Here is a 25,785-nt window from a genome sequence, read left to right as displayed (position 1 = left end):
GCGGATCTCCGCCACCCCCAACGTCTACGCCGACCAGATCGAGTGGATGCACCGCCACCTCAAGCACCGCGACTCGATCGTCCTGTCCCTCCACCCGCACAACGACCGCGGCAGCGCCGTGGCCGCCGCCGAGCTGGGCTACATGGCGGGCGCCGACCGCATCGAGGGCTGCCTGTTCGGCAACGGCGAGCGCACCGGCAACGTCTGCCTGGTCACCCTGGGCATGAACCTGTTCTCCCAGGGCATCGACCCCGAGATCGACTTCAGTGACATCGACGAGATCCGTCGCATCACCGAATACTGCAACCAGCTGCCCGTGCACCCGCGCCACCCGTGGGGCGGCGAGCTGGTCTACACCGCCTTCTCCGGCTCCCACCAGGACGCCATCAAGAAGGGTTTCGAACACCTCGAGCGCGACGCGGCCGCGGCCGGCGTCCCGGTGGACGACTTCACCTGGGCGGTGCCGTACCTGCCGATCGACCCCAAGGACATCGGCCGCACGTACGAGGCCGTCATCCGCGTCAACAGCCAGTCCGGCAAGGGCGGCGTCGCGTACATCATGAAGGCCGACCATCAGCTCGACCTTCCGCGGCGACTGCAGATCGAGTTCTCCAAGGTCGTGCAGGCCCGCACCGACAGCGAGGGCGGCGAGATCAGCCCCGCCGCGATGTACGAGATTTTCCGCGACGAATACCTCCCCAACCCGGCCAACCGCTGGGGCCGCCTCAGCCTCATGGCCCACCGCCACGAATCCACGGTGGACGACAAGGACCGCATCAGCGCCGACATACGGCTCGACGGGGAAATCCGCGAAATCGAAGGCACGGGTAATGGCCCGATCTCGGCTTTCATCGACGCCATTTCGGGGGCCGGCCTTCGGGTGCGCGTTCTGGATTATGTGGAGCATGCGATGAGCGCGGGCAGCGACGCCAAAGCGGCCTCGTATTTGGAGTGTGAGGTTGACGGACAGGTGCTGTGGGGTGTTGGCGTCGACGCCAACACCACGACGGCCTCGCTCAAGGCCATTATCTCGGCGGTCAACCGCGCTTCCCGCCCGTAGTCCATGGATCGGTAACTCGACCGCGTCTCACGATCAGGAGGAGGCGCGGTCGAGTTATTCATGTCAGGGGTTCTGGGGCATTTCGCAATTCTGCGCCAGATGTGACACCTTTGAGACTCTCATGTAGCCGCACTTCAAGGGAAGGACATATCGCTTAAGACCTATCTGGTCCTTGAGCGGCCTAAGAAGACCCCCAGGTGGCACTTTGCGAAGCTCGCTGGAGCGCCAAAGTTCGAGCTGATCAATGAGGGAAACCGCGCGACTGCGGGCGGCGTATGCAAGAATTGGCCCAAGCCGCAGACCGGCACTGACTGCGAGGAGGCCCGTTCGTGTCAGTCTCCGGTTTTGTGGACTGAAGGCAACCAGTATCGGCGGCGCGTTCACGCGCTGAACGCGTGGTGCCAGAACAACCGAATCCCGAACAGATCTCATTCCTTGCATTGACGACATAGGAAAGTCGGGAAACAGTGGCAAGCATTATCGCCGAGCTCCTTGATAGGAGCGAGATCTCGAAATATTTGCTCGGCATTGCCGACGTCGAGGGCGAGTGGGGTCTCTACAAACTTCGCACCGATGCGAGCGAATGGATCGCTGCCATCGACAATGGAATCGCAATCGACGAGGCTCAAAGCAAAAGATGCCTGATCAAATACGAGCTCTGGGATGGGCCGCCGCCACCCTGCGACTCGTGGGACGGGACCTGGTCCGGAAACGTACTCCTGCCCTCTGGAGTGGTATTCGCCATAAGTGGCTATTCCGGCGACATATTTCATGGCGCCGAATTCGATCTTGGAAGGCGGGACAGCGTCTGGCAGGTCAGAATCCATCGCAAGCGCCTGGGCTACGAAGAGTTCACGCCGGACCTCGTCAGTTTCACTCTGCTGAAGATACAGTTTTGGCTCGCGCCGCTGTAGGCAAAGGTAGGCGGACTTCCCGTTCAACCTCATCGTCCACCGCCACGAGTCCACGGTGGACGATGAGGACCGCATCAGCGCCGACGTGCGGCTTGATGGCGGATTCGTGAGATCGAGAGCACAGGCAACGGGCCGATCTCGCCCCCCATCGACTGATCGCAGGGTCGGGATCCGGGCGCGCGTCTTCGACTACGTGGAGCACGCGATGAGCGCGGGCACTGACGCCAAGGCCGCCTCGTACCTGGAGCGTGAGGTCAATGGCCAGGTGCTGTCGGGCTAGGTATCGACGCCAACACCACGACGGCCTTCCCAAGGCCATCATCTCGGCGCTAAACCGCTCTCTCGATCAGTGGGGGCGCGGACGGGTCGTTGGGGTGCGACTTTATTTGCCGGGAGTACAGTTGTAGAGCTCACCGTAGCGTTTCTGGGCGATGCGCATGAGCTCGATCATGTCCGTGATCGCGTCCCTTTCCTTGACAAACTGTGCGAAAGAGAGCGATAGCATGCGCTTCTTGGCGCCGCAACTGAACTTGGCAACCACCTCGTACGGCTGGCCGGTGAACAGCCCGTACGGCAACTGAACCGCCATCCCCTCGCCGAGGTCGGTAGGGAGCGTTGTCCCTCCATGTCGGCGGAAGACCTTCTGCTTGTCGTCAAGGACGTAGTCGAGATCTTCCTCCGTCCGCTTCCCGTGTTCCTGAGACCAGGCAACCCCCAGCGGGTTAGGGTCGGCGTCAGGTGTTCGGCATTCACCGTCTGCCTTCGTACCGCCCGCCCGTTCCGTGAGAGTCCCGGTCACTCCGCTGACGAGCCGGAGTGCGCGCTCAGGAACGAACGTGCACAAATAGGGCGCGGAGTTCGTAATCATGTCTGTCCTGCTCGGGGTAGGCGTTTTGGAGGCATGTTCCTGGCTACATGCTGTAGCGGAAAGCATGACGGCGGTGAGCAGAGCCAGCGGACCCCGGATCTTCACCTTCCACCCCCCGGAGCGGAAGGTATCTGGAGGCCGAGATAGCTGTCCACGTCTTTAGTATCGTGAAAGGTCAGCTTGAAGCGGTCAATTTGGTCGCTGCTTCCTCCCTTGCTCCGAGCCCAGTTGAGGAAGTCGCTGTACTCCTGGGGGCTCATCTCGGCAAAGGGCTTGAGCGTCGGCGGAGTTCCGGCCGCGAACGTCCGATTTTCCATATCATGCCCGTCAAACAAGCCCTTATTCAGCATGGTTGTGGCGAGCATCTGCTCCGCCAGCCTCTCCACCGCCAGCCGATTGTCCGTCAGAGTCCGGTGCGTCTCGTCCAAATTCCGCCTGTGTTCGGACATCCGCTGGGCGACCTGGTTGGCGATCTCGTCATACGCTGCCCCAGCGAGCTTGTCGTACCCCTCGCCGGCCAGCTCGCCGAATACTCCCTTGGCGATCTGACCCACCTGCTTGGCTCCTGGCACCGGGAGCAGCCCGATCGCGTCGCCCACCATAGTTTTTAGCGCCTCGTCCGCCTTCTTATCGTCCAGCCCCTGGGCGATCAGCACCTGGCGGCGGGTCTCCACGATGTGGCTGAAAGGATGTGCCTCCGCCACGGTGCGGTCCGTGAGGAACTGCTTGATGTCGGCCTTGTCGACGCGTCCATCCCCATCAAAGTCGAATTCCTTGACGTCGGCTTTCGTGAACCCGAGCCGCTCGGCGTTGGAGACGTCGAGACCGACTGGAGGGACGGTGTCGAGCGCCGCTCGCATGTGTTCGGTCTGCGCTGCCACCAGTGCCTCGAAGCCGATGTCGTTGGAGCTGGCCAGCGCCAGAGCGTAGGACATGTCCTCGGCCGAGACCTCGCCGAAGGTCGAATGGTCCAGCAAGAGCCGGGAGAGTTGGTCGATGTTGGCCGCGATTGCGCGGGCAAGCGGGTAGCTCAGAGGCGTGTATCGATCGAACACGTCTCGGTCCCTGATCTCCAGGTTGCCGCTGTCGGCCTTGCCGAAGGCACCGCGTACCTCGTCAGAGACGATTTTGGTCATCTCCGCCGCCAGCCTCTGAGAGGTCGCGTCTTGGCCGGTCGTCGCGGTTACCAGCAGGTCATTGAACGGCGCGTAGTCGCCCAGATAGCGGGATGCGTCCCACCGGGTCGTCAGCAGATAGTCCAGTACGGACTCCTTCCACCCGGCCGGAGTGTGGTCCAGCAGGGCGTGGGACGCCTCGCGGCTGGACTTCGCCGCGTGGAAAAGGTCGTCCACCACCGACGACGTGCCTTTCGCGCCCGGAGTGCCCGCGTACGTTCCCGGTCTCAGCAGGGTGCCGAGGCCGAGCGCGCCAGCTACGTCAACTATGGGGACCTGGGCACCCGCGAAGATGCGTCCCAACGGGTCCTTCCTGGCCGCCCATTCGTCCTTGCGCTGCTCGTACTCGTAGACGATCACGTCGCGCCCGACGACCTCCATGAACTCCTTCGAGAACGGCGGCTTCCCGTCGTGGATGCGCCAGATGAGCGCCTGAGCCTGGTAACCCGAGTACTTCGCGTCGCCGGCCTTGTGCTCGGCTCGGCCCTCCTTCACCAGGTCCTTGAGGAAGTCGGCGCCCACATACGCGGGGTTCTTCGGATCGGTCCCCTTGGCCAGGGCCGTGCTCAGCATGCGCAGGGCTTTTTGGCCTTGGCCGGAGAGCTGGGTCATGCGATCGGAGTTCCCGTGGATCTTGGCGTCGCGCAGTTGCGCGGCGAGCGAGCCGGGCAACTGTGTCACGCCCCGGGCGCCCAGCGCAGCGAGGAACGCCTTGACAAACTCCGCGTCCCCGGTCCGCGACGCGTACTTCTCCAGTTCGGCCAGTGCTTTGGCGTCTCCGTCTGCGGCGTTCAGCGCGGCGCGACCCGCCAGTGTCCCGTCGAGCAGCCCCTTGGCGGCCTCCAGGCTGTCAGGCATGTCGAGGAAGCTCCCGGCGGGCGTGCTCCTGCCGAAAGTGACCTTCTGCCTCTGCAACTCGTGGACCAGTTTCTGCCGCCGCCGCAGGTCCTCGGCCTGCATGGTGACCCGTCCGGCCAGCTGCCGCAGCCGCGCCGCCGGAGAAGGGTCCAGCCCGGCGCTCTGCAGTTCGCTGTGCAGGGCCTGCGCCAGCTCCTCCAGCCGCCGGCCCGCCTCGGTGTGCTTGCTCGTCATCGTGTCGAACTCGGGCTGCTTGACCCCCGTGAACTCCGTCATGGCGTGTCCTGAAGCGAGGCCAGCTTCTGGTTCGCGTTGTGGACGGCCTGGGCGAGCATGTCACGCAGCTCTCGCTGGTCGGCGTGGACCTGGGCGTCGAACCGGGCGCCCGTCGGCCCCACCCACGCGTCGTTCTCCATCAGGCGGCAGGACGGATCGAGCGCCCACCAGTGCTCGTCGGACAGCCGCTGGATCCGCTCTGCCACGGCCCGCATCGCCTGGCGATCGAGGTTGGCCACGATGATCCCCTTGTACGGCTCGCTGCACCAGAACAGATCAGGAGGCGGCGTCCTCCGCGCCTTCCACACGGTAATCAACATCACGTCAACAGAACAAGCTGAAACTCGCTGAAAGGTATAGTGCGTTCGACTTTTGTTCGAGAATGGGGCGTTTGTCGGACTGGAGTGCAACTCCGGGTTCTTCAGAGAAGAAGATGCCGTGCGGAGTTAAGGTTGCGGCCTGCTGGAAATGCGATATTCGACCGATCTTGTCCGATAAGAACCGACCGCGACCTGGGATCTCTTTCCTCAAGGAGAATGAAACCCGGCTGGCGTTCGTTGAACCTCAACTGAAACGGTCTGGGTGGGACCGGGGTCAGATGGCCGACGAGAACACCGTCACGGACGGGAAGGTCGGCCGCCGGAGGCAGGCCGAAGTGGGGGCCGCAGCTGCGCGCGGACTACTCGGATATCGCCCGGGCCTGCCCATTGCGGTGGCGGGGGTCGAGCGGACGCTGATGAGCGCCGACGACGGCATCGAGCGGACCAAGCGATACGCCGCGAAGGTGTACGTGCCCTTTGCCTGCGCGGACGAACAGGCTCAAGATCAAGAAGATCGACGCCTACCCGTCTCCGGACAAGGCGGTCGAGGCCATCCAAGAGTCAGCGCTGTAACTACAGCTGTGCTGTAGTTACACGTTAAGCCGTTGCGGGAAACCACAACGGGAGTTTGCGGGGAAGGCGGAGAGCCCCCGTGAGGGTAGCCCGGGAGAGCTAGTCGAACTGGCCATCCTTCACGCCGCCGATGAAGGCGTTCCATTCGCTAAGAGTGAAGATCAGCACGGGGCCTGCTGGGTTCTTGCTGTCGCGGACGCCTCGGCGTCCGAGGGAGAGTTCGGCGACCTCAACGCAGTTGCCGCCGTCGGGTCCCGATCGGGTGGATTTGCGCCACGTGGCTGTGTCGAGTTCTCGGGTCAGCTCGTCCATCGCTGCAGCGTCTCCTTGATCAGTATTAGGGATTCGCGTTGGGGTAGTGCGTCGGAGCGAATCGCCTCATATCTGTATGTTAGGAGCCGTACGTCCTCTGGTCGCTCTGTTACTCGACTCATGACCCCAGCGGATTCGACATATGCCGTGTCGAAGACTCCATGAGCTTGCGCGATGGCGAATCCGCCGGCAAGACCGATCGTGCAGTAGGCATTGAGGGGAAGAACCTGGATGGTGATCCGGGGAGTTTGGCCCGCCTCGAGAAGGCGGGTGAGCTGCGCCGACATCACAGTAGGGCTGCCGATCGGGCGATGCAGGACAGCCTCGTCGATCACCGCCCACAGCAATGGTGGTTTGGGACGCCTGAGGATGCTCTGACGTTCCATACGGGCGGCCACATGCTCCTCGACCTGCTCAGGAGCCGCGCCGACATCGCCGCTCAGTACGGCTCTGGCGTAGTCCTCGGTCTGGAGCAGGCCGGGCACGACCAGAGGTTCCCAGGTTCGGATCGCCTCCGCTGTGGCCTCGACGTCCAGCCAGGGGCGGAACCATGGTGGGGCCGATGCGTGGCTGACCATTGGCCAGAGCCGCATCAGCGCGCCCTCTGCCTCCAGCGCCTCGTCGCAGTGACGGGCGAACTCCTCCGTCGGTGACCGTCTGGCCGTCTCGATCATGCTGATTGTGCCGACGGAGTAGGACACCTCCTTCGACAGGCGGAGCTGGGACCAGCCTCGGGCTTTGCGGTGTCGCCGCAGTTCGAAGCCGAAGAGTGCGGTCGGCGACTCGGCGGGGCATAGCTCGCTTTCCTTCGGCACCTGACCTCCCGGGGGGATCGACACCGTTTCACCGAAGCTTTCACCGAAACGGTTGATGTCGAATCGAAGTCAACCGACTACTAACTGTAGCCAAAGCTTGGGATGGTGGAAAGGCAGATGGGGGCCGACTTCTTCCGGTGGGTGAAGCCATGAAACCAGTGAGTGTGGAGCCGAGGGTCATCGGTTCGATCCAGCTGAAGGCCGTTCGCGAGTCCGTCTCGCACGCACGCTCCGAGGTGCGCAGATGGCTGGGAGACGACCACCCCTCCATCGACGATGTCGTGCTGGCCGCGTCCGAGCTCCTGACGAACGCGCTCCGGCACTCCGACGTCGGGCCGTACGACCTCATCGGCCTCAGCGTCACCGTGACTGGGGACGTGGTCCACGTGGAGGTATGCGACCCTGGTTCGACGTTCTCCGCTCCCTATATCCGGCAGGAGCCAGAGGCGGAGGGCGGCCGGGGATTGCTGATCATCAGTGAGATCTCTCAGAGCTGGGGAGTCCGAGAGCATGGCCGCGGGCTTGGCCGTACCGTCTGGTGTGCCATCCGGACCGTCCCGCCCGGTCTCGGATCGGCAAGCGGGCGCAGTCCGGGCTGAACGCGCACATGGCTCGGCCGGATAGGCGGTCGCAGGAAGCCGCCGCCGCGCGTGCGGACCCGTTTTCCCCGTAACTCAGCCTGGCACTCACCGCCTGCGTTTCTTGCCGTGACCGGAATGGCGGCCGCGCGCCCCCGGCCGAGGTCCCTCCACGAAGCGGAGCGTGTGAGAGCGGGTACGCAGTGGCTCGGCCACGAGCCTGCGTAGCTCGTCCATGCCGACCGTGGCCGGATGGCCGGATTGCGTCGCGGCCTCGATGATCTGTGGCGCGTCCCTGCCCGCCATCTGGCCGAGCTGCGTCACGACCTCCTCCGGACCGGCCACCTCCAGCAGGTTGAGCAGGCCTTCGGTCATGAGCAGGAGTTGCTCGGAAGAGGACAGATCGTCGGGTCCCACGGCTCCGGCGTCGTGCAGCAGGGTGAGGGCGATGGGGCCGAGCACGCGATCCCCGCGCAGGCGTGCGAGGAGCGACCGGCCGTCGGGATGGGTCTTCACCAGGGTGGTGAGCATGGCGGACGCGCGGGTGCGGAACGGGCAGGCCCGAATGGCGTCCAGCAACGGCTCGACGTCCCCGCCGTGTGCCGCGAGCCAGCTCTCCAGCTCCGTCGTGGCCTCCGCCGGCGGGTAGTGCTCCGCGAGCACGCCGAGCAGCTCGCCCGGCGCGGCCTCCGCCAGCTCTCCCACCAGCGGTGCGTCCCGGCCCTCGGCGAGCATCCGCTCGCGCACGCCCCGCATGCCGAGCGGTGTCAGGCTGACGAGCATGCCCGGCTCGGTGAGGATGGCACGTAGGCGGGTTCGCGCTTCGGCGGGCAAGGGTTGTTCTTCGTCGTCATCGCCCAGGTCGCTGAGGTAGAGGGGATCGGCGACGCCGTGGCTCAGCACCACGGCGCCGAGCTCGGCCAGGGCCTCCAGCGCCGCGACGAGGTCGTCGTCGACCTTCCGCCGCCACAGGTCGTGCGCCCGCTCGTCCAGCATCAGGTATTCGCGGCAGGCCAGCCAGACCGTCTCCTGGAGGCGGGCCACCGGGACCCGGTCTGAGAGGCCGTACACGCTGTTCAGGACGTCCGCCATCACCTCGCCGAAGACCTCCACCAGCAGCGACTGGACGTCCCACCCCGAGGTGGAGCCGCCGATCGCCGGGCCGAGGTCGAAGAAGGCCTCGAAGGCCCGGGACCACAGCCGTTCCGGGTCGCGCAGCAGGGGCGCGGCCTTGGCCACCCGTAGGAGGCGGCCTTTGTTCACGCGAACCAGGCGGGCGGCCTTCGCCCATTCGACGAGGAGGTGCAGCTTGGGCATGTGCGTGGCGCTGCGAACCTTGAGGTCCTGCTCGCCGGTGCCGAGGAGCTCGGCCAGTTCGCGGGCGTCGGCCATGCGGAGGTTCCCGGCGCTGGTCAGCGGCCGGCCCTCCGCTCCGGCCCAGGTGGCCAGCGCCGCGAGCCTCCGTACGGTCTCGCTTCGCGCCGCGGCGGCGGCGATCTGCGGCGCGGGGGGCAGGACGATGGGCGGCTGGGGGAACGCTCGTTCCTCGTCGGGCCCGAATCCGAGGAAACGTGCCTCCATCACCTTGTCGAGCACGTCCGCGTCGTACACCACCCGCCCCGCGTCGACATCGCGCTGGAACTTCGTCAGGGCCTTGTGGTCGCTCGGGTCGACACCGTTGTCGATGGCCACCTGCGTCCAGAACTTCGCCAGCCCTTGGCGGTACGGGTCCGCCAATGCCTCCGGATATTCCTTCACGGCCTCGGCCACGGCCTTCTCCAACTCGGCCGTCGTGGCGCCGCGCGGGTCCCGGATGCCGGTCGCGTCGAGGTAGCGCAGCAGCGTGATCAGGGTTTCGGGGGCGGCGGCGAGGTCCTCGGGGGGTGCGGCGACATATCGGGGGAGCCACTCCAGCAGGAACCGCCGCGCCTGCGCGGCGTCCCAGAAGGCCAGCCGTCCGTCTCTGCTGCGATGGCGGGAGTCCAAGGCCGCCGTCAGCACCAAGTCGTCGGCGGCCAGTCCGCGGTCGGCGGCCCAGTCCGTGCAGCGGCGGATCAGCAGGTCCTTGGCCGCCTCGAACTCCTCTTCCTGGTCCGGCTCGAAAAAGGTCCGCATGAGTCCCCACAGTGGTTCCGGATGCCCTGGAGGCTCGAAGCCGCACGGGCCGATGACTCTCCATGATGGACCATCGACCCGCTGTGCGCGTCCGAAGAATGATCACGCGGGGGCAGGGGGAGCCACGCCGTCGTGGACGAGGCGCTGGTGTCGCTGTTCACGCGGGCGTGAGCAGGCCCATCACGGTTCTGCCACGCCTGATCGCGCTTCTCGTGACCAGCACGCTCATCCCTATGCTCATCAGCGCACTCGCCGCCACCATCGCCACGAACGACCAGGACGCCTTCTCCAGGCCCAGCGCCAGCAGGACCGCGACAGGCCCCCAGGCGAGCGCGTTGCAGATGGCCGCGGATGCGAGGATCTGGCCGGTGCCGCGCACGTCGGAGCCCAGTGATGGCGCGCCCGCCGCCGTCATGGGCAGCGCCAGCACAATCGCCATGATGATGGGTACGTGGAAGCCGCCCACCATCGCCTCACCCAGCGGCCCGACAGGAGCGCCGGCGTTCTGGAAGGCCATGCTGACGAAGAGCTGGCCGACCAGCCCGACGGGGACAGCGAGCAGCGCGGCCGTCATGATCACCCGTCGCGCGGTCATACGCGTGAGCGGGCCGTGCACGGAACGGCGCATGGCGGTGAAGCAGGTGGAGAGCAGCGGCGCCACCGAGAGCACGGCTATGACGCCCGCCATGGCGAACCACACCTGGGCCATGCTCCGCGTCTTCTCGGCGATCCGCCCCGCGCTCGCGGCCTCGGCCCACACGCCGTGCAGGCTGGCCATGTCGCGCACGCCCGGATTCCACAGGAACCACAGGGCCGCCCCCGCACCGATCAGGACCGCCGCGAGAGGAACCGTCAGGCCCCCGGCGCCCGGGACGTGCCGGTAGTGGACCCAGGCGTCGGCCGCGCCCCTGACCAGGTCGAGCACCGTGCGTACGCGTACTGGCCGCGACCTGATCAGATCGGCGACCTCCTCGCCGTAACGCTCCCGCCACACCTTCGGATAGAGGCTGAGCATCGCCTCGGCCACGGCCCGCATCATGCGAGCCCCCAAGCGGCTCCGGTACGCCTGGCGCCCGCCTGCTCGATGCGCCGCAACGTGGCGAGCTGCTCGCTCAGCGCGTCGCGCCCGCTCTCAGTGATCCGGTACGGCTTGCGCCGCTCGGCCGACTCGACCGCCTCGATCCACCCGCGCTCCTCCAGTCGCATCAACGCCCCGTAGAGGGTGCCCGGCTCCAGCGCGGTCCCCGAGAACTCCTCGATGTCATTGATCATCCGGTACCCGTGCTTCTGCCCTTCGGCCAGGCTGATGAGCACGAGCAGCGCCACGTCTGTGAAGCGGCCGAGCTCCTGTTTCCTCCGTACCATGTATTCAGTAAAACTTAGTAAGTCTCACTGAGCAAGTCCGATCGTCGCGGCCGCCAGCCGCACCGAGTGCTCGAACACCGTCCGCCGGTCCTCGATCGTGTTGTTGAACTGGCCGAACACCTCGAAGTTGACCCACCCGTACAGCGCGGTCCACGCCGAGATGCCGCGCCAGAGCACGTCGTCGGGCACGCCCGGCATGAGGTCCCGGAGCCCGGCCGCCTCCGACTCCAACTTCGGCGACAGCTCCTCGGACGGAGGCCGGATCGCGCCGGCCCGCCAGGCGTCGGAGACGAGCCGGCCCATCACGGCGACGTCGCGCACCCGGGCCGCGATCGTGTCCTGCGGCGCCTGATAGCCGGGCACGGGAGAGCCGTAGAGCAGCGCGTATTCGTGCGGGTGCGCCACCGCCCAGTCGCGTACCGCGTGGCAGATCGACATCCACCGGCGCGGGAAGTCGTCCTGCGGACACTCGGCGTCGGCCCGCTCCACGGCCTCGCCCAGTGCGTTGTAGCCGTCGATGATCAGCGCGGTCAGCAGGTCGTCGCGGCTCGGGAAATAGCGGTAGATGGCCGAGGAGACCATGCCCATCTCGCGCGCGACGGCCCGCAGCGACAGGCCGCCCGCGCCCTCGGTGGCCAGTTGGCGGCGCGCGATGTCGGTGATTTCCCTGGTGAGCTCGGCTCTGACACGTTCTCTGGCAGTTCGGCTGGCTGTCATGGACGTCAGGTTATCAGAGCGGTGCCAAAAAACGAGAGCACCGCTCTTGACGAACGGCGCTCTCTTGAGAGAGCATTGCTCTCGTAGCCGAGCGATACACTACGGAGGATCAAGATGCTCGCCAAGAACGCCAACGCCGTCCTGATGTTCTTCCTGGAGCTGGGCGTGCTGGCCTCAGTGGGTTACTGGGGCTTCACGGTGAGCAGCATGTGGGCGATCAAGCTGCTGGCCGGGCTGGGCGGGCCGGCGCTGTTCATCGTCGTGTGGGCGCTGTTCGGCGCCGGGGGCGGCGCGAACGCCACGTTCCCCCTCACCGGCCTGGCCCGCGCCGCGCTGGAGATCCTCTGGTTCGGTGGCGGCGCCGCCGCGCTCTACGCCTCCGGCCTGGTCACCCCGGCCGCCATTTTCTTCGCGATTTTCGTCATCAACGCGGTTCTCCGCATCATCTGGAAGCAGGTCTGATCATGGGTAAGCACGTCGTCGTGGGTTCGGGCCAGGTCGGCACACACCTGGCGAGCAAGCTCGTCGAGCAGGGACAGGATGTCACCGTCGTGACCCGCTCGGGCAGCGGCCCCGAAGGGACGGTCAAGGTGGCCGCCGACGTCGCCGACAAGGCCAGGCTGATCGAGATCGCCAAGGGGGCCGACGTCCTCTACAACTGCGTCAACCCGCGCTACCACCGCTGGCTCATTGACTGGCCGCCGATGGCCGAGTCGTTCCTGGCCGCCGCCGAGGCGAGCGGCGCCGTGTACGTGATGCTCGGCAACCTCTACCCGTACGGGCCCGTCACCGGCCCCATGACCGAGGACCTGCCGCTCGCCTCCACCAACCCCAAGGCGCAGGTGCGCGCGAAGATGTGGCAGGACGCGCTGGCCGCGCACGAGGCGGGCCGGATCAGGACGACCGAGGTGCGCGGCGCCGACTTCTTCGGTCCGGGCACCAGCGACCAGTCCTACCTCGGCGACCGGTTCCTCGTGCCGCTCAGGGCGGGCAAGACCATCCAGGTGCCCTATCCGCCCGACATGCCGCACAGCTGGACGTACCTGCCCGACGTGGCCGACGCGCTGATCGTGGCCGGCCGCGACGAGCGGGCCTGGGGCCGGCCCTGGCACGTGCCCACCGAGGACCCGCTGAGCTTCCGCCAGCTCGGTGAGCGGATGGCCGGGCTGCTCGGCCTGCCCACGCCCAAGGTGGCGCAGTTGCCGTGGCCGCTGATCAGCGTGGCCGGGCTCTTCTCGCCCATGCTGGGCGAGCTCAAGCACGTCCGCTACCAGTTCACCGCGCCGTACGTGCTCGACTCCTCGGCGTTCCAGGGCACGTTCGGCGTCGCGCCTACCCCGATCGACGAGGCGCTCAAGGCTACGCTCGAGGCGTGAAGACAGCCATGATCGGCCTGGGCGACATCGCGGAGAAGGCGTACCTCCCCGTACTGGCCGCCCAGCCCGGCCTCGACCTGCACCTCTGCACGCGTAACCAGGCTCGGCTCGACCGCCTCGGCGACACCTACCGCGTCGCCCGGCGGTCCACGAGCGTGGACGAGGTGATCAAGTCGGGGGTCGAGGCGGCGTTCGTGCACGCGGCCACCGACGCGCATCCGCAGATCGTCGAGCCGCTGCTCCGGGCCGGGGTTCACGTCTACGTCGACAAGCCGATCGCCTACACGCTCGAGGAGTCGGAGCGGCTCGTACGGCTGGCCGAGGCCGAGGGGAGGTCGCTGATGGTCGGCTTCAACCGGCGGTACGCGCCCGGATATGTCGGACTTGCCGCCCATCCCCGCCATCTCATCCTGATGGAGAAGAACCGCGACAATCACCCGGACGTGCCCCGCCGGGCGATATTCGATGACTTCATTCACGTGGTGGACACCCTCCGCTTCCTCGCTCCAGGCCCTGTCACCGGCACCACGATCAGGACCCGCGTCCAGGACGGCCTGCTCGAGCACGTCGTCCTGGAGCTGTCCGGAGCCGGCTTCACCGCCATCGGCGTCATGAACCGGGTCAGCGGGGCGAGTGAGGAGTCCTGCGAGGCCATGGGCGACGGCGCCAAGCGCCGCGTGGTCAACCTCGGCGACATCATCGACTACCGGGGCGGTGAGATGCTCGCCCGCCGTCCCGACTGGACGCCGGTGGCCAGGCAGCGCGGCATCGAGCAGGTCTGCCTGGAGTTCCTGGCCGCCGTACGCGACGGCCGCCGGATCGCCGCCGACGACGCCCTGGCCACGCACGCGCTGTGCGAGGAGATCGTCAGCCGGACGGTATGAGCTGCATCGACTTGTCCGCCTTGGCGAACATCCGCTCGAAGACGGGCGCGCTCAGCCTGGTGAGCACGGTGTACCCCTTCTGGTCCTTCAATGGGCTGGACGACGACACGACGCCGGCCACCGCGTCCCCGTACAGCGCGGGCCCGCCGCTGCCGCCGGCGGCGGCGTGGCAGTTGCGCGTGACCATCAGCCCGGGCTCCTCGGACAGCGCCTCGACCGTGTCGGCCACGCACCGGTACATCTGCGTGCCCGGATAGCCCTTGCCCCCGGGGTAGCCGAGCAGCTCCAGCCCGCGCAGCTCCGTGCCCCTGCCGGTGGTCAGACGCGGCAGCCCCCGCCCGGTGACGTCCTCCAGCGGGCGCTTGCGGCGCACCACGCCGACCAGGCCGATGTCGTACGGGAGCAGGTCCGGCGAGTAGGGCTGGCTACGCCACTTGGCCGGCACCCACGTGCGCACGGCCGGCCAGATCCCCATGCGCGGCTGCTCGTCGTAGCCCGGCAGGAAGGCCAGCTGCTTGATCGCCCGTCCGTGCTGGTACAGGCAGTGCGCCGCGGTCAGCACCAGGCTGCGGCTGCGCGAGTTGATCACCGCGCCCCCGCACAGCACGTTCGTCCGCGTCACCGGGTCGTGGCCGAGCAGCATCCCGGTGAGCCGGCGCGCCCCGGCGTAGGGGCGGGGGACCGGCGCATAGCCCAGACGGTCGCCGTCGGGGGTCAGTATCCGGGGAACGGGGACGTTGCGCTGCGACACCTCGGCGACGGCGGTTGGGTCGAGCAGGACCAGAGACAGCACCAACCTGAGCACCCTTCCACCTTAGAGCGAAGATGATCAGTGCTCTGACCTGCGAGATCAAGCTTTACCTCGTTGATACGAACAGTAGTCAAAAGACTACTCTTCGCATTGACACGCTGAGTAAAGAGCTGAATGCTCTCTGTAGGACAGTCCTTTGCTCTCCTGGGCCCGTCCTGCTACGGCATCGCGCCACGCGCGCGTGCTCGCGCGGGAGGTCGCCAGGAGGCCGTCACAAGGAGAAGCATGCAGTCGAAGAGGCTCACCGTCCTCGCCGTCACCGCCACCGTCCTGGCAGCCACGGCCGGCCTGGGCACGGCCGTCGCCGCCGCCAACACAGAGACCGCGCAGTCCGTCCGGGCGAAGGCGCTCCCGCCGGGGTACCAGATCGTCGCTCTCCCGAACGCCAACGTACCGAACTTTCAACGCCGCGTTGTGATGTGCCCCGGCTCCAAGCACGTCCTCGGCGGCGGCGCCGAGGCGCGCGGCAACCAGGCGATCCTCGTCGGATCCTTCCCTACGGATGACGGGCGCGGCTGGATCGGCCTCGGCCGCCAGGACGGTTACAACGACGTCGGCATCAGCGTCTACGCCATCTGCGCCGACTAGACGGTCAAGGCTCTAAGGGGCGCGAAGGGTGTTGACGATCGGCTCGTGAGGGCGGATCTCAACACCCATCGCGCGCCGGCTGGACCCAGTAGGTGCGTGGGCTCAGGGCCTCAGGGCCTTCGCGAACAGGGCGGCGTGGGCGGTGATGCGGGCGCGGGCGCGCTCGCGCTGCTCCTCTGTCGCGGTGCCGTGCAGCCACAGCATGCGGGCGTGGGCGATCGGGGCCAGCAGGGCGTAGGCGAGGTCGTCGGGACTGCCCAGGTCCGTACGGATCCGCCCCGCCGACTGCCACCCAGCGAACACCTCCGCCAGGCGGGCCAGCGCGTCCTCGATGCCCTCGTTCAGGGCGTCGTCGTGGATCAGGCCGTCACGTGAGACCAGGCTCATGACCTGCCTGGACCGCGCGGTGTCCCAGGCGGACAGCACCCGGGCGGCGAACGATTCGACGAAGGCCGCCGGGTCCTCCGGGGCGTCGTCGAGTGCCACGGTGGCCGCCTGGGGGCCGGCCAGGGCCATGGCGGCGTCGTAGATCGCCTGTTTGCTGTCGAAGTGGGCGTACAGGACGCTCTCGCTCAGCCCGACCTCCCTCGCGATCGCCCTGATCGAGGTGCCCGCGTACCCGTTCTGCGCGAACAGGCGCAGCGCGGCGTCCAGGAGCGCGGCCTTGGTGTCGCCCGCCTCGGCCTTGGAGGGGCGGCCCGGCCTGCGCCGGCTCGTGATGCTGCTCACGGTGACATCCAATCATCTTGCTAAATAATCGATCGATCGATTAGTTTACCGGGAGAGGCAGGACCGAGAGGAGCGGAAGATGTCCGTGTCACGGATTCCGGAGCGGGAGATCGCCGAGCGGCCGGCGGGCTACGGCGGCCCGAACCTGTCGCCGGTGGGCCTGGAGCTGGTGCCGCACGCGTTCGCCGAGGGCGTGTACGCGCTGATGGCGAGCATCCCGCCGAAGGACAACAACGGGGTGGTGGCCGGCAGAGACGCGGCGCTGGTGATCGACGCCGGGATAACGGCCGAAATTTCGGCAAAAATCCAGGCGCAAGCGGCCGCCCTCACCGATCGGCCCCTCCGCTACCTGGTCAACACGACCTACCACGGCGACCACACCTTCGGCAACGCCGCCTTCCCCGGCGACGTCGTCGTGGTCTCGTCCCGGGCGAACAGGGAGAACATGGCCGACCTCGCGTACGAGAAGCAGACCAGGTCGGCCAACATGTACGGCGACGCCGCCCTGCTCGACGCGGTCACCACGTGGCGCCGCCCCGACCTCGTGTTCGACTCGTACGCCGAGATCGACCTCGGCGGCCGCACGGTCCAGCTGCACCACTTCGGCCCCGGCAACGGCCCGGGGGATACGGTCGTGTACGTCCCCGACACCCGCACCGCCTGGACCGGCAACTTCCTCGCCCACGCGGGCACGGCCCACATGCTGCTCCAGGGCGGCCCGGAGCCGTACATGGCCTCGCTGCGCAGGATGCGCGAGGCCCTGCCGGAGCTGGAGACCGTCGTCTCCGGCCACGGCCCGATGGGCGACGGGCACGCGGCCCTGGAGGCCCTGATCGGCTACCTGGAGCGCCTCCACGACGAGGTGCTGGCCAGTGTGGAGGCGGGCCGCAGCCTCGAGGAGACGTACGCGGCCTGCACCGACCCGTGGGCCGAGGCCCTCGACCCCCGCCTCGCGGCGGCCCTCGCCCGCTACCCGGTGCCCCAGGAGCAGGCCCGGCAGGGCATGCTCGCCCTGTGCCGGGACCTCCACCGGCTCAACGTCCTGGCCACCTACCGCCTCTACGAGGCGGGTTAGTGGTCGGAGACGACGCGCCCCACGGCGACGGCGTGCGCCGCCTCCCGGAGGGTCAGGCCGCGCGCGGTGGCGAGCGACCTCACCTCTATGAACGCGTCGTGCACGCGGTCATGGAGCCGGGCGTCGAACTCGGCGTTGCTCCACGAGCCGGCCTGCGCGTTCCGCACCCACTCCAGGTGCGACACGATCACCCCGCCCGCACTCGCCAGGATGTCGGGCACGACCGTGGCGCCGTTCGCGGCCAGGATCTCGTCGGCCTCCGGGGTCGTGGGGCCGTTGGCGGCCTCCACGATCAGGCGGGCGCGGACCCCGGGCGCGTTGGCCTCGGTGACCGCGCCTTCCAGCGCCGCCAGGACGAGGACGTCCACGTCCAGCTCCAGCAGGTCGTCGCGGTGCAGCGCGTCGGCGTCGCGGTAGCCGGACACGCCACCGGACTCGGCGCTCCAGGCGCGCAGGCCGTCGAGGTCGAGGCCGCCGCCCGCGTACACGGCGCCGGAGGCGTCGGAGACGGCCACCACCTTGGCGCCCGCCTCGGCGAGGTAGTGGGCGACACGCGCGCCCACCTTGCCGAAGCCCTGCACGGCCACGGTCAGCCCCATGGGGGAGCCGCCCAGCGCGGACAGCGCGGCGATCCGCGCGCCCCGCGCGGTCGCGTCATCGAGCGTCATGATGCTCGCGCCCGGCGCCCAGTAGCCGGAGTCGAGCCGGTAGGTGTCGCGGATCCAGGCCATGGTCCGCTCGTCGGTCCCGGCGTCCGGGACGGGGACCTCCTTCTCCGGGCCTGCCAGCGGCAGGATCTCGGCGGCGTAGCGGCGGGTGAGCCGCTCCAGCTCCCGGGCGGTGAGCGCGGCCGGGTCGACGGCCACGCCGCCCATGGCGCCGCCGTACGGGATGCCGGCCAGCGCGCACTTCCACGTCATCCACATCGCGAGCGCGGTGACCTCGTGGAGATCGGTGCCGGGATGAAAGCGGAGCCCGCCCTTGGCGGGGCCGCGTGAGACGTTGTGCTGGACGCGGAACCCCTGGACCACCTGCACGCGGCCGTCCTCGCGCCGCACCGGGACCGCGACGGCCATGGAGCGGCGGGGCGTGGCCAGCATCGTGTGGGTCTCGTCGTCGAGCCCGAGGTGCTCGACGGCCCCGGCGAGCTGGTGGAGAGCGGAGTCGAGGGCCTGACGGCCCGGGGTGATCAGGGCCGGCGTCTTTGACGGCACCATGATGCTCATGGAAGCGAGTCCTCCTGTGATGCGCGCCCTATTTGCAGGGAAAGCGCCATTGCCTTCCCTTTGTGGGCGCTATTGTCGAGATCATCCTAGGGTGGGGTGTTTGACCTTGCCTAGTCGTCGGTGAAATCCCGGCTGCCGATCGAGGTGCTGTGGACCGTGCCACTCTGGCAGGCTTGCGTCCCGTAAACGTGCCGAATCGTCAAAATCTCGGGGGGTGAGATGCCCGCACTCGTGATGGGGCCGATGCTGCGGTACGTGGACTCCGTCAGCGCCTCGATCTGGGTGGAGACCGCCGATCCCTGCACGGTCACCATCGAGGCGGACGGTAGGTCTTACCGGTCGCCTACCTTCACCGTGCACGGTCACCACTATGCGATCGTGGATCTCGTTGAGCTCACTCAGGATATCGGGTCATATTCCGTGAGGCTCGACGGGGAGCAGGTATGGCCCCTGGCGGGTCGCCCGCCGAGCCGGATCCGGCTGCTGCCCGCCGACGGCGCGCGCAGGCTGGCGTTCGGCTCGTGCCGCGCCAGCGTGGCGCACGACGCGGCGCACGTCCTCACGCACGGCGCCGACGTGCTGCGCGCGTACGGCGGCCACCTCGCGACGGCGGCCGACGAGGAGTGGCCCGACCTGCTGCTGCTCATCGGCGACCAGGTCTACGCCGACAGCCCCTCGCCCGAGATGCTCGACTACATCAAGGACCGCAGGAGCACGGAGCCGCAGAACGAGATCGCCGACTTCGAGGAGTATGCCGAGCTCTACCGCCTGGCCTGGACGGACCCGGAGATCCGCTGGCTGCTGTCCACCGTGCCGAGCGCGATGATCTTCGACGATCACGACGTACGCGACGACTGGAACACCTCGCAGCCCTGGCGCGAGCAGATGGCCGCGACGCCGTGGTGGCACCGCCGGGTGGTCTCGGCGCTCGGGGCGTACTGGGTCTACCAGCACCTCGGCAACCTCTCACCGGCCGAGCGCGCGGAGGAACCGCTGCTGCGCGAGCTGATGGAGGGCGGCGACGGCGGCGCGGCCCTCGACGCGTTCGCCGAGAAGGCCGACGCCGAGCCGAGCAGCAACCGCTGGAGCTACGCCCGCGACCTCGGGCGCGCCCGTCTGATCATGGTCGACACCAGGTGCGCCAGGCAGCTGACGCCCGGCGACCGCCGCATGCTCGACGCGGAGGAGTGGGCCTGGCTCGAGGAGCAGCTCGCCGCCCCGGCCGAGCGGCTGGTCATCGGCTCGTCCATCCCGTTCATGCTCCCCGAGGGCGTGCACCTGGTGCAGAACTGGAACGAGGCCCTGTGCGACGGCAGGTGGGGCCCGCTCGTGCGGCGGTGGTCGGAGAGTTTCCGGCAGGCCCTCGACCTGGAGCACTGGGCGGCCTTCCGGCGCTCCTTCGACGACCTGGCCAGACTGCTGGCGAAACTCGGCAAACCGGTGCTCATCCTCTCGGGCGACGTCCACTACTCCTACCTGGCCAAGGCCAGTGCCGGGCCGATCTACCAGATCGTCTGCTCGCCGATCCGCAATCCGCTCAGCCGCCTGCTGCGCTGGGCCAACGTGTTCACCCAGTTCAGGATCGCCACGCTGGTGGGCGGCCTGCTGGCGCGGTCGGCGGGCATCCCGCGGCCGCCGTTCCGGTGGCGGGTCACCCAGGGTCCCTGGTTCCAGAACGCGCTGGCCACGCTGACCTTCCCCGACGAGGTGGCCTGGTACGAGTCCGACGGCGACTCCGTAACCCCCATCGACTCCGTCCGCCTACGCTGATCGAATGCTTGAGGACAATTACGCCGTCGCCGTGCCGTTCTACGACCTTTGGCACGGTGACGGGCATGTTCCCATGGTGCGCGAGCTGCTTCCCCCGCTGCTCAAGGGCGTGCGGCGCAGCGTGATCGAGATCGGCGCGGGCACCGGGCTGATCACCGAGCTGATCGCCAGGGAGACGCCGGCCGAGGTCTACGCCGTGGAGCCGTCGCTGGGCATGCGCTCGGTCCTCGTCTCCCGCCTGTCGTCAGATCCCGACCTGCTGCGGCGCGTGACCGTGCTCCCGTACGGGGCCCTGGACGTGGAGGTGGACGAGCCGGTCGAGGCGGTCGTGATGATCTCGGTGCTGCAGAGCTTCCCGGCCGAGGAGCGGGCCGAGCTGTGGCGGGTGCTGGCCAGACAGCTGGAGCCGGGCGGGCGGCTGGTGTTCAACTGGCGCGAGCGGGCCCTGCCCGTGCCGGGTGGCCTGGAGGTCATGGACACGTACCAGGTGGGCAGGCACGCGTACGAGATCGCCGGGCAGGTGCTGGAGGTCGCGGGCGAGAGCGTCACCTCGCGCTTCGTCTACCGGATCCGGCAGCGCGGCGTGGCGGTCAGCGAGGACGAGATGGTCGTCACCAACCACTGGCCCGCCAGGCAACGGCTGGCGTCGGAGCTGGCGGCGGCCGGGTTCGTCCCGGACGCGGCGCCAGAGGGCATGGAGGTGTGGCGGCGGGGCTAAATAGTGGGAACCGGCCTCCGGCATGCGGCCAACAACAGGGTGACCGCATGAGAGAGGACCGACAGAGTGGTGGGTGTTCAGGATGCGCCTGAGACGCTGGATGACTCGACCCTGATCGGGCATTCGCTCGACGACCCGGAGAGCTTCGCGGCGCTGTTCGACCGTCATGCCGACGAGATCCACAGGTATGCGGCCCGGCGCCTCGGAGCGGAGCTGGCCGACGACGTGACGGGGGAGGTGTTCCTGGTCGCGTTCCGTGGGCGGGCGCGTTACGACCGCTCCTGGCCGGACGCCAGACCCTGGCTGTACGGCATCGCGACCAAGGTCGTCGCCCAGCACCGCAGGGCGGAGCGGCGGCGCACCACGGCCATGGCCAAGGTGAGCGTGGAGCGCCCCGGCACGTTCGACGACCGCAGCGCCGACCGGGTGACGGCCGAGCAGCTCCAGCCGAGGCTGGCCAGGGCACTGACCCGGCTCAGCGCGGGCGAGCGCGACCTGCTGCTGCTCGTGGCCTGGGGGGACCTGACGTACGAGGACGCCGCGCTCGCGTTGGGCGTGCCCGTCGGCACCGTCAGGTCCAGGCTCCACCGGCTCCGCGCGAAGGTGCGCAGGGCGCTCGGCGGCATCGATCCCTACGCGACAGAGGAGCCCCAGCGTGGATGAGCACGGCATGGATGACCACAGCAGGGATGAGGACGAGATCCGCCTCTTCGCCGACGGCAGGCCCACCGTGCCGCCGTTCGGAGCCGAGGCGAGGGCCAGGGCGCGGCAGCGGCTGCTGGCGGAGGCGCGTGGCGGGGGCCGCTTTCGCCTGCCCAGCTTCGGGTGGCAGGCCGCGGCCGCGTTCGGGGCCACGGTCGTCCTGGTCGGCGGCGTGGCAGTGGCCCTGTCGAACCAGGGGCAGGGCGGCACGAACCCCGCCACGTCGGTGACCCAGTCGGCCGCCGTGGCGTCGTCCGTGGCGTCGTCTGTGCCGTCGTCCGACGAGCTGAACCCCCGGCCGGGCCAGTTCATCGAGATCGAGTCCGACACGATGTACGGCTCGTTCTCCTTCGGCAAGAAGGGCGAGAATTCGCGTTACCTCTACAAGACGCACCGGAAGATCTGGCAGTCGGTGGACGGGAGCGCGGACGGCCTGCTGCTGATCGAGGGCCGCGAGCCCCAGCCGTGGCCGGGCATGACGCTGCCGAAGGAGGCCAAGGACTGGAAGGGCTCCGACTGGCACGCGCTGCCGGTCTGCTCAGGGCCGCAGGGCGATCGCCGAACCGACTACGCCTACCTGAGCAGCCTGCCGACGGATGCCGACGGGATGCGGACGCGCCTCTACGAGATGAACAAGCTGTACGTGGGCGACGGCAAGGGCGTGGACAACGACCGGGCCGCGTTCGACCACGTGACGGACCTGGTCAGGGAGACGTACATGCCGAAGGCGCAGCGTGACGCGCTCTTCGAGGCGGCCAGGACGATCCCCGGCGTCCAGGTGGCCGAGGGCGTGGAGGACGCGGCGGGCCGCAAGGGGGTGGCGCTCGGGCAGGTGGACCCGCAGGGCATCCTCAGGCAGGCCATCTTCGACCCGGTCACGCACCTGTTCATGGGGGAGCGGCACACGGTCGTGGACGAGAAGCGCGCCCAGGCCCCCAAGGACAGCGTGCTGGCGCTGACGTCCCAGCTGAAGGTCTCGGTGGTGGACGAGCTGCCGCAGGCGAAGGTACGGGAAGGGGACACCTCCTGCGCCAGCGCCACTTTTGAGGAGACCACCCCGAGCCCGTCGGGCACGGTCACGCCGTCGCCCAGCGATGACGCCATGACGCAGACGCCGGAGCCTCTGCCGACCATGACGGTCACGCTGGAACCCGAAACCGGAGCTGTGCAAGAAGCGGAGCCGACGGTCACGGTGACGGAGACCGCGACGCCGACGAAGTGACACTCGCGGAAAAGAGCCCGGCCACGTACGGTGGCCGGGCCCTTCCTCAGGACTGGCTGAACTCGTAGAGGGCGTCGGAGAGCTGGTTCACGGCCCAGACGAGGTCGTCCTCGGAGACGACGATCGGCGGGGCGAGGCGGATCGTGGAGCCGTGCGTGTCCTTGGCCAGGACGCTCCTCGCCATCAGCGCCTTGGACACCTCCCGACCCGTGGCCAGCTCAGGATCGATGTCCACGCCCGCCCACAGCCCGCGTCCGCGCACCTCGACCACCCCCTTGCCGACCAGCTCGCGCAGCCGGGCGTGCAGCACCTCGCCCAGCTTGGCGGCCCTGGCCTGGAACTCGCCGGTGTTGAGCAGCTCGATGACCGCGATGCCGACCGCGCAGGCCAGCGGGTTGCCGCCGAACGTGGACCCGTGCTGGCCGGGATGGATGACCCCGAGCACGTCGCGGTTGGCGGCGATGGCCGAGACCGGTACGACGCCGCCGCCGAGCGCCTTGCCCAGGACGTAGATGTCCGGCACGACCCCCTCGTAGTCGCACGCGAACGTCTGCCCGGTCCGCCCCAGCCCCGACTGCACCTCGTCGGCGATCATCAGGATGCCCTGCGCCGAGCAGAACTCCCGGATCTCGCCCAGGTACCCGTCAGGCGGCACCAGCACCCCGGCCTCGCCCTGGATCGGCTCGACCAGCACCGCGACCGTGTTCGCGTCGGCGGCCCGCCTGATCGCCTCGGCGGAGCCGTACGGCACGAGCCGGAAGCCCGGCGTGAACGGGCCGAAGTTGTCGTGTGCCTCCGGGTCCGTGGAGAAGCTCACGATCGTGGTGGTGCGGCCGTGGAAGTTGCCCTCCATCACGATGATGTTCGCCTGGTCGGGCTCCACGCCCTTGACCTCGTAGCCCCATTTGCGGGCCACCTTGATGGCGGTCTCGACGGCCTCGGCCCCGGTGTTCATGGGCAGGATCAGGTCCTTGCCCGTGAGGTCGCCGAGCCCGGCGCAGAACTGCGCGAACTGGTCGTGGTAGAAGGCGCGGCTGGTCAGGGTCAGGTTCTTGAGCTGCTCCTGGGCGGCCTCGATGATCTTCGGATGGCCGTGGCCGAAGTTGAGCGAGGAGTAGCCGGACAGGCAGTCCAGATACCGCTTGCCCTCGACGTCGGTGACCCAGGCGCCGTGCGCCTCATGGATCACGACGGGCAGTGGATGGTAATTGTGCGCGCTACGGCGCTCGCTCATCTCGATGAGCTCTGCGCTGGTGGTCATGGTCAGTTCTCCCCCCTGATCTCCAGTGTGCAGCACTTGGGGCCCCCGCCCGCCTTACGCAGCTCCGACAGGTCGACCGGGATGACCTCGTAACCGCTCCGCTTGAGCTCCAGTTGGAGGTTCGACGCCTCGGCGTTGATGACCACGTTCCTGCCGTCGCTGACCGCGTTCAGGCCGAGCACCTCGGCGTCCTCGGCGGTCGCGAGCACCGCGTCGGGGAACAGCCTGCGCAGCACCTTCCTGCTGCCTTCGGAGAAGGCCTCCGGGTAGTACGCGACGTTGCGGCCGTCGAGCGGGAACAGCGCCGTGTCGAGGTGGTAGAAGCGCGGGTCCACCAGCTTCAGGGTGATCACCGGGCGGCCCAGGTACTCCTGCGCCTCCTGGTGGGCGACCACGTCCGTGCGGAAGCCCGTTCCGGCCAGGATGACCTCGTCGAGCGTGAGGAAGTCGCCCTCGCCCTCGTTGACGTGCTGGGGCTCGTGCGCCGGGTAGCCGCGCTCGGTGAACCACCGCAGGTAGGCGGGGCCCTCGGGGCCGCGCTCGGGGTGGGCGAACCTGGCGCCGTAGACGCGGCCGTCCACGACCAGCGCGCCGTTGGCCGCGAAGACCATGTCGGGCAGGCCCTCGATCGGGTCGATCAGGCTCACCTGGTGCCCGAGCTCCTCGTACGCCGCCTTCAGGCCCTCCCACTGCCGGACCGCCACATCGCGGTCCGCGCCGGCCTCGGGATGCATCCACGGGTTGATCGCGTACTCGACCGTGAAGTAGTCCGGACGGCACATCAGGAAGTGTTTGGGCATGCAGGTCTCCGTCGAGCTTTATGGATGGATGTCCAGATTGGAGGGACGGAGACAGCCTAAGAATGCATGTTTATGCAGGCCAAGTGTTTGGCATTGCGTGTTGGCGCGGGTCTGTTGCGTGTGTCAGGGCGTGGGACGCGATCCGTTGCGCGGCTCCGGCACGGCGGCCCCCGGAGGGGTGTCCACCAGCCGCGACAGCACGATGGAGCTCTTGGTCCGCACCACGAACGCCTCCGCCGCGATGCGCTCGATCACCCGCTCCACGTGGCGCACGTCCGTGGCCCTGATGTGCAGCAGCGCGTCCGCCTCGCCGGTGATCGTGGCCGCCGCCACCACCTCGGGGAACTTGGCGACGGCCAGCGCGATGTCCGAGGGCTTGGTCTTGCCCTGGCAGAACAGCTCCACGTACGCCTCGGTCGTCCACCCGAGCGCCTGCGGCGCCACCCTCGCGCTGAACCCGGTGATCGCCCCCGTGTCGCGCAGCCGGTCGACCCGTCGCTTCACCGCCGACGCGCTCAGCCCGACATGGTGGCCGATGTCCGCGTAGGTCGCGCGCGCGTCGTCCACGAGTGCCGCGATGATGTCACGATCAAGCCGGTCCAGTTCCACGCGCCCTGTATACCGCCTGGCCAGGCTGGCGCGCGACGAGCGGCACGCGGGAAACTGGGCGTGCTGAC

29 protein-coding genes are annotated in these 25,785 nt (G+C 68.3%); 13 read left to right on the top strand and 16 right to left on the bottom strand.

Features of this window, described 5'->3' with window-relative positions; all coding sequences use genetic code 11:
* From AB0J64_RS13335 to AB0J64_RS13325, 3 genes are all read left to right on the top strand, one after another.
* Positions 1-1,060 (top strand): 2-isopropylmalate synthase (locus tag AB0J64_RS13335; protein WP_364025296.1); only part of this gene is annotated, 1,060 nt, incomplete at its 5' end.
* A gap of 467 nt (positions 1,061-1,527) precedes the next feature.
* Positions 1,528-1,974: a hypothetical protein gene (locus AB0J64_RS13330; protein WP_364025293.1), complete on the top strand. Its 447-nt coding sequence runs from the start codon at positions 1,528-1,530 to the stop codon at positions 1,972-1,974.
* Positions 1,975-2,080: 106 nt separating this feature from the next.
* On the top strand, positions 2,081-2,254 hold the full coding sequence (locus AB0J64_RS13325; RefSeq protein WP_364025290.1) for a hypothetical protein: 174 nt from the start codon (positions 2,081-2,083) through the stop codon (positions 2,252-2,254).
* A gap of 102 nt (positions 2,255-2,356) precedes the next feature.
* Here AB0J64_RS13325 and AB0J64_RS13320 read toward each other — a convergent pair whose 3' ends face one another.
* From AB0J64_RS13320 to AB0J64_RS13300, 5 genes are all read right to left on the bottom strand, one after another.
* Positions 2,357-2,842, bottom strand: a complete 486-nt coding sequence (locus AB0J64_RS13320) for a hypothetical protein (RefSeq protein WP_364025287.1) — start codon at positions 2,840-2,842, stop codon at positions 2,357-2,359.
* 101 nt (positions 2,843-2,943) lie between these two features.
* Complete coding sequence (locus tag AB0J64_RS13315; protein WP_364025284.1) at positions 2,944-5,151, bottom strand: hypothetical protein; 2,208 nt, start codon at positions 5,149-5,151, stop codon at positions 2,944-2,946.
* Positions 5,148-5,474 carry a hypothetical protein gene (locus AB0J64_RS13310; RefSeq protein WP_364025281.1) on the bottom strand — a complete coding sequence of 109 codons (327 nt, stop codon included), beginning with the start codon at positions 5,472-5,474 and terminating at the stop codon, positions 5,148-5,150. The genes AB0J64_RS13315 and AB0J64_RS13310 overlap by 4 nt, the downstream gene beginning before the upstream one ends.
* A gap of 669 nt (positions 5,475-6,143) precedes the next feature.
* A complete protein-coding gene (locus tag AB0J64_RS13305; RefSeq protein WP_364025279.1) occupies positions 6,144-6,356 on the bottom strand; it encodes a DUF397 domain-containing protein in 213 nt (70 codons plus the stop codon).
* Positions 6,344-7,171 carry a helix-turn-helix transcriptional regulator gene (locus tag AB0J64_RS13300; protein ID WP_364025276.1) on the bottom strand — a complete coding sequence of 276 codons (828 nt, stop codon included), beginning with the start codon at positions 7,169-7,171 and terminating at the stop codon, positions 6,344-6,346. Before AB0J64_RS13300 ends, AB0J64_RS13305 begins: the two co-directional genes overlap by 13 nt.
* A gap of 149 nt (positions 7,172-7,320) precedes the next feature.
* Between AB0J64_RS13300 and AB0J64_RS13295 the strand changes: the two genes are divergently transcribed.
* Positions 7,321-7,770, top strand: a complete 450-nt coding sequence (locus tag AB0J64_RS13295) for an ATP-binding protein (protein WP_364025273.1) — start codon at positions 7,321-7,323, stop codon at positions 7,768-7,770.
* A gap of 87 nt (positions 7,771-7,857) precedes the next feature.
* Here the strand turns inward: AB0J64_RS13295 and AB0J64_RS13290 are convergent, their stop codons facing one another.
* From AB0J64_RS13290 to AB0J64_RS13275, 4 genes are all read right to left on the bottom strand, one after another.
* Positions 7,858-9,864, bottom strand: coding sequence for a hypothetical protein (locus AB0J64_RS13290; RefSeq protein WP_364025270.1), 2,007 nt, complete (start codon positions 9,862-9,864; stop codon positions 7,858-7,860).
* Positions 9,865-10,021: 157 nt separating this feature from the next.
* Positions 10,022-10,903, bottom strand: coding sequence for a hypothetical protein (locus AB0J64_RS13285; RefSeq protein ID WP_364025267.1), 882 nt, complete (start codon positions 10,901-10,903; stop codon positions 10,022-10,024).
* A complete protein-coding gene (locus tag AB0J64_RS13280) occupies positions 10,900-11,229 on the bottom strand; it encodes a helix-turn-helix transcriptional regulator (RefSeq protein ID WP_364025264.1) in 330 nt (109 codons plus the stop codon). The genes AB0J64_RS13285 and AB0J64_RS13280 overlap by 4 nt, the downstream gene beginning before the upstream one ends.
* 24 nt (positions 11,230-11,253) lie before the next feature.
* A complete protein-coding gene (locus AB0J64_RS13275; protein ID WP_364025261.1) occupies positions 11,254-11,946 on the bottom strand; it encodes a TetR/AcrR family transcriptional regulator in 693 nt (230 codons plus the stop codon).
* A gap of 114 nt (positions 11,947-12,060) precedes the next feature.
* Here AB0J64_RS13275 and AB0J64_RS13270 point away from each other — a divergent pair, with 114 nt between their 5' ends.
* Genes AB0J64_RS13270 through AB0J64_RS13260 form a run of 3 tightly spaced genes read left to right on the top strand, consistent with a single transcriptional unit; the run spans position 12,061 to position 14,206 of the window.
* Positions 12,061-12,408: a YrdB family protein gene (locus tag AB0J64_RS13270; protein ID WP_364025258.1), complete on the top strand. Its 348-nt coding sequence runs from the start codon at positions 12,061-12,063 to the stop codon at positions 12,406-12,408.
* 2 nt (positions 12,409-12,410) lie between these two features.
* A complete protein-coding gene (locus AB0J64_RS13265) occupies positions 12,411-13,322 on the top strand; it encodes an NAD-dependent epimerase/dehydratase family protein (protein ID WP_364025256.1) in 912 nt (303 codons plus the stop codon).
* Complete coding sequence (locus AB0J64_RS13260; RefSeq protein WP_364025253.1) at positions 13,319-14,206, top strand: Gfo/Idh/MocA family oxidoreductase; 888 nt, start codon at positions 13,319-13,321, stop codon at positions 14,204-14,206. Before AB0J64_RS13265 ends, AB0J64_RS13260 begins: the two co-directional genes overlap by 4 nt.
* Here AB0J64_RS13260 and AB0J64_RS13255 read toward each other — a convergent pair.
* Positions 14,190-15,011, bottom strand: coding sequence for a trypsin-like serine protease (locus AB0J64_RS13255; protein WP_364025250.1), 822 nt, complete (start codon positions 15,009-15,011; stop codon positions 14,190-14,192). The two genes, AB0J64_RS13260 and AB0J64_RS13255, sit on opposite strands and share 17 nt — an antisense overlap.
* Before the next feature lie 231 nt (positions 15,012-15,242).
* On the opposite strand from AB0J64_RS13255, the gene AB0J64_RS13250 reads away from it, so the two are divergent.
* Complete coding sequence (locus tag AB0J64_RS13250; protein ID WP_364025247.1) at positions 15,243-15,605, top strand: hypothetical protein; 363 nt, start codon at positions 15,243-15,245, stop codon at positions 15,603-15,605.
* A 102-nt stretch (positions 15,606-15,707) separates the two neighbouring features.
* Here AB0J64_RS13250 and AB0J64_RS13245 read toward each other — a convergent pair whose 3' ends face one another.
* A complete protein-coding gene (locus AB0J64_RS13245) occupies positions 15,708-16,334 on the bottom strand; it encodes a TetR/AcrR family transcriptional regulator (protein WP_364025244.1) in 627 nt (208 codons plus the stop codon).
* A 79-nt stretch (positions 16,335-16,413) separates the two neighbouring features.
* On the opposite strand from AB0J64_RS13245, the gene AB0J64_RS13240 reads away from it, so the two are divergent.
* Entirely contained in the window at positions 16,414-17,409 is a 996-nt protein-coding gene (locus tag AB0J64_RS13240) for an MBL fold metallo-hydrolase (protein ID WP_364025241.1), read from the top strand.
* Here the strand turns inward: AB0J64_RS13240 and AB0J64_RS13235 are convergent.
* Positions 17,406-18,635, bottom strand: a complete 1,230-nt coding sequence (locus AB0J64_RS13235) for a Glu/Leu/Phe/Val dehydrogenase (protein ID WP_364025238.1) — start codon at positions 18,633-18,635, stop codon at positions 17,406-17,408. The genes AB0J64_RS13240 and AB0J64_RS13235 overlap by 4 nt on opposite strands.
* Positions 18,636-18,745: 110 nt before the next feature.
* Positions 18,746-18,949: a hypothetical protein gene (locus AB0J64_RS13230; protein WP_364025235.1), complete on the bottom strand. Its 204-nt coding sequence runs from the start codon at positions 18,947-18,949 to the stop codon at positions 18,746-18,748.
* A gap of 106 nt (positions 18,950-19,055) precedes the next feature.
* Here AB0J64_RS13230 and AB0J64_RS13225 point away from each other — a divergent pair, with 106 nt between their 5' ends.
* The 4 genes from AB0J64_RS13225 (at position 19,056) to AB0J64_RS13210 (ending at position 23,047) form a co-directional block, all read left to right on the top strand.
* Positions 19,056-20,405 carry an alkaline phosphatase D family protein gene (locus AB0J64_RS13225; protein ID WP_364025232.1) on the top strand — a complete coding sequence of 450 codons (1,350 nt, stop codon included), beginning with the start codon at positions 19,056-19,058 and terminating at the stop codon, positions 20,403-20,405.
* 4 nt (positions 20,406-20,409) lie between these two features.
* The gene (locus AB0J64_RS13220) at positions 20,410-21,123 is read left to right on the top strand and encodes a class I SAM-dependent methyltransferase (RefSeq protein ID WP_364025229.1); all 714 of its coding nucleotides are present in this window, start codon (positions 20,410-20,412) and stop codon (positions 21,121-21,123) included.
* 69 nt (positions 21,124-21,192) lie between these two features.
* Positions 21,193-21,786 (top strand): RNA polymerase sigma factor, encoded by a 594-nt coding sequence (locus tag AB0J64_RS13215; protein WP_364025227.1) that lies wholly within the window; start codon positions 21,193-21,195, stop codon positions 21,784-21,786.
* Positions 21,779-23,047 (top strand): CU044_5270 family protein, encoded by a 1,269-nt coding sequence (locus AB0J64_RS13210; protein WP_364025224.1) that lies wholly within the window; start codon positions 21,779-21,781, stop codon positions 23,045-23,047. Before AB0J64_RS13215 ends, AB0J64_RS13210 begins: the two co-directional genes overlap by 8 nt.
* A 46-nt stretch (positions 23,048-23,093) precedes the next feature.
* Here AB0J64_RS13210 and rocD read toward each other — a convergent pair whose 3' ends face one another.
* The 3 genes from rocD to AB0J64_RS13195 form a co-directional block, all read right to left on the bottom strand.
* Positions 23,094-24,308, bottom strand: a complete 1,215-nt coding sequence (rocD, locus tag AB0J64_RS13205; protein ID WP_364025221.1) for an ornithine--oxo-acid transaminase — start codon at positions 24,306-24,308, stop codon at positions 23,094-23,096.
* Positions 24,309-24,310: 2 nt separating this feature from the next.
* Positions 24,311-25,108, bottom strand: a complete 798-nt coding sequence (ddaH, locus tag AB0J64_RS13200; RefSeq protein WP_364025219.1) for a dimethylargininase — start codon at positions 25,106-25,108, stop codon at positions 24,311-24,313.
* A 123-nt stretch (positions 25,109-25,231) separates the two neighbouring features.
* Positions 25,232-25,717 carry an Lrp/AsnC family transcriptional regulator gene (locus tag AB0J64_RS13195; RefSeq protein WP_344986260.1) on the bottom strand — a complete coding sequence of 162 codons (486 nt, stop codon included), beginning with the start codon at positions 25,715-25,717 and terminating at the stop codon, positions 25,232-25,234.
* Positions 25,718-25,785: the final 68 nt, after the last annotated feature.

Origin of the sequence: Nonomuraea sp. NPDC049695, assembly GCF_040674955.1 — a bacterium.
Lineage (GTDB): Bacteria > Actinomycetota > Actinomycetes > Streptosporangiales > Streptosporangiaceae > Nonomuraea > Nonomuraea helvata.
Note: the sequence above shows the minus strand (reverse complement) of the source record. Positions and strands in the feature narration are given on the sequence as shown.